The organism is Streptomyces sp. CC53, from assembly GCF_001865245.1.
Lineage (GTDB): Bacteria > Actinomycetota > Actinomycetes > Streptomycetales > Streptomycetaceae > Streptomyces.
In genome coordinates this window covers 1-2,336 of the sequence record NZ_MKXB01000111.1, presented here as the reverse complement: position 1 = coordinate 2,336, position 2,336 = coordinate 1, and the positions used below count along the sequence as shown (strand labels likewise).

At 72.4% G+C, this 2,336-nt stretch carries 3 protein-coding genes; all 3 read right to left on the bottom strand.

Annotated features, from left to right (window positions below; all coding sequences use genetic code 11):
- Positions 1-198: 198 nt before the first annotated feature.
- Positions 199-1,542 (bottom strand): CpaF family protein, encoded by a 1,344-nt coding sequence (locus BJP40_RS10865; protein WP_071280194.1) that lies wholly within the window; start codon positions 1,540-1,542, stop codon positions 199-201.
- Between the two features lie 64 nt (positions 1,543-1,606).
- A complete protein-coding gene (locus tag BJP40_RS10860) occupies positions 1,607-1,990 on the bottom strand; it encodes a TadE/TadG family type IV pilus assembly protein (protein ID WP_071280193.1) in 384 nt (127 codons plus the stop codon).
- 3 nt (positions 1,991-1,993) lie between these two features.
- Positions 1,994-2,336 (bottom strand): pilus assembly protein (locus BJP40_RS10855; RefSeq protein ID WP_371258623.1); only part of this gene is annotated, 343 nt, incomplete at its 5' end.

Below are 2,336 nucleotides of genomic sequence, written 5' to 3'. Positions count from 1 at the left end.
CGGGCGGGTGTCGGGAGGGGCAGGTCCGAAGCGGGCCGCGGGGTGAACGAGGGTCGGAGGCGATCGGGTGGGGAGGGGAGCGGCTGAGGGAGTGAGCGGCCGGGGCCCGGGGCGGCGGGTCGGGAAGCCGGTGAGGGCCGGGGCGGCGGACCGGGAAGCGGCTGGGGCTGCCGTGCGAGCCGGGGGGCACGGGCGGGCTCAGCCCACGGCTCTGCGGACGGCCAGTTGGTCGTCCGACTGGGCCACCCCGAACGCCTGCGGGATGGGCTCCCCCCGCATGTAGAGCCGTTCGGCGACCCTGCGGGGCAGCGGGTGGTAGGCGAAGTGGCCGTGCACGACGCCGTCGGCGGCAAGCGGCCGGGCGAGGTACCGGCACACCGAGACGATCCGGTACTCCTCCCGTCCGTGTGAGTCCACGATGGCGATCTCCGTGATGCGGCGGGAGCCGTCGGAGTGCCGGGGGGGCTGCACGATGAAGTCGACGGCACTGTTGATCTGGTCTTTGATCGCGACGAAGGGGATCTCGACCTCCGACATCGAGGCGAGGGTCTGCAGGCGCAGCAGGGCGTCCTCGGCACTGTTGGCGTGGACCGTGGCGAGGGAGCCGTCGTGGCCGGTGGACATGGCCTGGAGCATGTCGAGCGTCTCCCCGCCGCGGACCTCACCGACGATGATGCGGTCGGGTCGCATGCGCAACGAGTTGCGTACGAGGTCGCGGATGGTGATGCGGCCCTTGCCCTCGACGTTGGCGGGGCGGCTCTCCAGGGTGATGACGTGGGACTGCTGGAGCCGGAGCTCCGCGGAGTCCTCGATGGTGACGATGCGCTCGCCGTCGGGGATGAGCCCGGACAGGGCGTTCAGCAGGGTCGTCTTGCCGGTGCCGGTGGCCCCGGACACGATGACGTTGAACTTGGCGCGGACGAGGCCGGCCAGCAGCAGCGTCATCGGCTCGTCCAGTGACCCCAGGCCGATCATCTCGTGCAGCGTGAAGGCCCGCGGGAAGCGCCGGATGGTGAGGACGGGGCCGGTCAGGGACAGCGGCGGGATGATGACGTTGACCCGCTCCCCGGACGGCAGGCGGGCGTCCACCATGGGGTTCGCCTCGTCGACGCGGCGGTTGACGGTGGAGACGATGCGTTCGATGGTCTGCATGAGCTGTTCGGTGGAGGCGAAGCGCAGGGGCAGCAGTTCGAGGCGGCCGCCGCGTTCCACGAAGACCTGGTCGGGGCCGTTCACCATGATCTCGCTGACGGAGGCGTCCTCCAGCAGCGGTTCGAGGATGCCGAGTCCGAGGGCCTCGTCGACGACGCGGCGGATCAGCTGGGCGCGCTCCACGGAGGACAGCACGGGCCCCTCGCGGCTGATGATGTGGCCGAGGACGCGTTCCAGTCGGATGCGGCGTTCCGACGCCTGGAGCACCGACATCTCGGCGAGGTCGATCTCCTCCAGGAGCTTGGCGCGGTAGACGGAGACGAGCCGGTTCTCCTCTGTCAGCCCCTTCTGCGGCTGCTCGGAACCGTTGAGTCGGGCCCGCAGGCTCATGGCGTCCTCTCCCTGGTGTGCTGGTCGGTGGTGCGGGTGCGTGCGCGTCGGTACGGGGCGGGGGTCAGGGGTCGTCGATCGGCATCGTGGCGCTGCGCCTGGCCTCCATGCCGTCCAGCAGGCCGGGTATCAGCGAGGGGATGGGGACGGTGGCCGTCACGGTGACCGCGTCGTGCCCGGCCTGCGCGTCGAAGCGCGCCCCGTCGGCGAGCCAGCTGCTCATCGCGTCCTGCCCCGCCTGTCCGTACGAGCGGTCGGGCTCGTCGTGCGACGCCATGCGGGCGGCGGCGCGGGCGGCCGTGCCGGCCTGCTGGACGGCGAAGACGGCGATGCCGAGCTGGATGACGAGGACGCCGACGAGGAGCAGCAGCGGCAGGACCCCGACGTATTCGAGGGCCGCCTGGCCACGGTCCCCGCGGCGGCGCCGGTACGCGTCCGTGGCACGCACGGGTCAGCCCTCCTTCGCGGCGGCGGCCCGGCCGCGGATCTCCAGCGGGAAGTCGACGCCGCCCGGGAACAGCACCGGCACCCTGACGCCGACGTCCGCCCTGACCATGTCGCCGTCGACCGTGCAGTCGATGCGTGCCGTCCAGCCGTCCGGCAGGTTCTCCCCGCCGCTCTGCCGGCAGGCGGCGCCCCGGCCGCCGCCCGAATCGACGGTGGCGGCGGCCCGTGCGGCCTTGTCGGCGACGTTGCCGGACACCACGAACGCGTAGCCGGTCAGCGCGGCCTGCCACAGGACGACGACGGTGACGAGGATGGCGGGCGCCATGCCGGCGAACTCCACGGCCAGT